Source organism: Acinetobacter sp. 226-1 (assembly GCF_030329325.1).
GTDB lineage: Bacteria > Pseudomonadota > Gammaproteobacteria > Pseudomonadales > Moraxellaceae > Acinetobacter > Acinetobacter sichuanensis.
The window spans coordinates 1-1,862 of the sequence record NZ_JACANU010000049.1 but is presented as its reverse complement, the minus strand read 5'-3'; the positions used below and the strand labels follow the sequence as shown (position 1 = coordinate 1,862).

Sequence of the window (1,862 nt, the reverse complement as noted above, 5' to 3'; positions counted from 1 at the left end):
GTCGTGATCGGCAAGGATACGCGCCTGTCGGGCTATATGCTTGAACCCGCGCTCACAGCCGGTTTCACCTCGATGGGCATGGACGTATTCCTTTTTGGCCCGCTGCCGACAACGTGCTTCTCTTTAAACAGCTATTTATTTCCAATTTAATCCATCTATTGCTTTCAAAAAGTGATATATTGCTTCAATTTATATACTTTTATAATACATTCATTTTTCTAATAGCGTTTTTCATGAAAGTAAGTTTGATAGTTGCAATGGATCTTGAAAAGGGCATTGGTAAAAACAACGATTTGATGTGGCATTTACCGGCCGATATGCTTTTTTTTAAAGAAACTACACTGAATCACATTGTGGTTATGGGTAGGAAAAATTTCGAATCAATCCCTGAAAGGTTTCGTCCACTTCCAAATCGGGAAAATGCAATATTAACTCGGAATACAGCTTTTGAAGCACCGAATTGTACTGTTTTTCACAGCATGGAAGGTTGCTTGAAACACTATGAGAACGAAGATAAGAGAACCGTTTTTATCATTGGTGGCGGACAAATATATGAGGAGGCTTTAGAAAAAAACAGGGTTGATGAAATGTTTATAACCTTTGTGGATCATACTTTTGGTGCGGATACATTTTTTCCTTCCATCGATTTTTCGCTTTGGAATGAAGAGGTGCTGCGTGTGCATGAAGCAGATTCTAAAAATGCGTATAATTTTACGGTCAAAAAATTCACTAAGAAGTTATCCTGATTCGCTTTTTCGGGTTAACGTTATTTTGAGGTGCTGGCACTAAAACATTTTTGCTATTCTTCTAAGGTGGAAAAATCTAAATTTCACGAACCTTTATTTTGTCGAAGTGCTTCTTTTATCGTAGCGTTCACTTTGATATACAGCCTTTAATTCTGTAACTTGTTTAAATAATAAAGAAGCCCTGTTTTTCTGATATACATGCTGTTCTGAACCAAATCAACTTCAATAGAAGGAATGCCTGTTGTCTTTTCGATCAAACTGATAAATCATCTTTTTTCTCAAATCCAAGATCTTAAAATACACTGTTTTTACAATCAATTTCAATTTTAAATTAGACTAATCTATCCACTTTGAAATTACTTCACTACTTTTACCGAAAATTACGAAAACAATGTTTACAAAAGCATGTGAGTATGGCATTCGTGCCTGTATTTTTGTAGCGCTTAATTCGATGGAAAAAAGGCGTGTCAGTTTAAAAGAAATTGCACAGTCTATTGATTCACCCGAATATTTCACCGCAAAGATTCTTCAGAAACTCGCCAAGGGAAAAATAATCTATTCCGTTCAAGGAGCACAGGGAGGTTTTGAGATGGAGGAGGCGAAGATTAGAACGATTTCCATTGAAGATATTGTTTTGGTCATTGATGGTGAGGTAGCCTTTACGATGTGCGTTCTTGGTTTGAAAAAATGTTCAGAAGTAAACCCTTGCCCTGTTCATCATAAATACAAAAACATCAAAGCTGATCTCAAAGAAATGATCAAAACCACCACGGTTTTCGACATGGTAGATCAAGTAAACGACGGACATTCTTTTCTGAAAATTTTTGAATTAGAATAAAGTAACAGCTAACAATCAAATTCGTGGATACAATCAGAATTACCAAGTGCTTCACCTTCGACATGGCGCACGCATTGAAAGGATACGACGGTCTTTGCCGAAACATTCATGGACATACTTATATGTTAAGAGTCACTTTAGCTGGCAAAATTAAACACGAGGACAGCAACCCTAAAAATGGTTTCGTATTGGATTTTGGAGACGTATAGGAAGAATAAACGCCCTTTTCACCCAAGTCCAACAGCTTTGGACCGCAGTTGACTCTTTCGACACCCCTG

3 protein-coding genes and 1 pseudogene are annotated in these 1,862 nt (G+C 37.2%); all 4 read left to right on the top strand.

The features are described 5' to 3' along the window. Positions 1-111: pseudogene (locus HX124_RS17995) on the top strand (hypothetical protein); the annotation flags it as partial. A 122-nt stretch (positions 112-233) separates the two neighbouring features. Then, positions 234-746 carry a trimethoprim-resistant dihydrofolate reductase DfrA36 gene (gene dfrA36 / locus HX124_RS17990; RefSeq protein WP_024198497.1) on the top strand — a complete coding sequence of 171 codons (513 nt, stop codon included), beginning with the start codon at positions 234-236 and terminating at the stop codon, positions 744-746. A gap of 391 nt (positions 747-1,137) precedes the next feature. Beyond that, entirely contained in the window at positions 1,138-1,584 is a 447-nt protein-coding gene (locus tag HX124_RS17985; protein WP_000494235.1) for an RrF2 family transcriptional regulator, read from the top strand. A 23-nt stretch (positions 1,585-1,607) separates the two neighbouring features. Further along, on the top strand, positions 1,608-1,793 hold the full coding sequence (locus HX124_RS18180; protein WP_085970005.1) for a 6-pyruvoyl trahydropterin synthase family protein: 186 nt from the start codon (positions 1,608-1,610) through the stop codon (positions 1,791-1,793). Positions 1,794-1,862: the final 69 nt, after the last annotated feature.

What these genes read in the sequence shown, in the direction of transcription:
- HX124_RS17985 (WP_000494235.1), top strand. Translation starts at nt 1,138, where the DNA reads ATGTTTACAAAAGCATGTGAGTATGGCATTCGTGCCTGTATTTTTGTA.
- dfrA36 (WP_024198497.1), top strand. Translation starts at nt 234, where the DNA reads ATGAAAGTAAGTTTGATAGTTGCAATGGATCTTGAAAAGGGCATTGGT.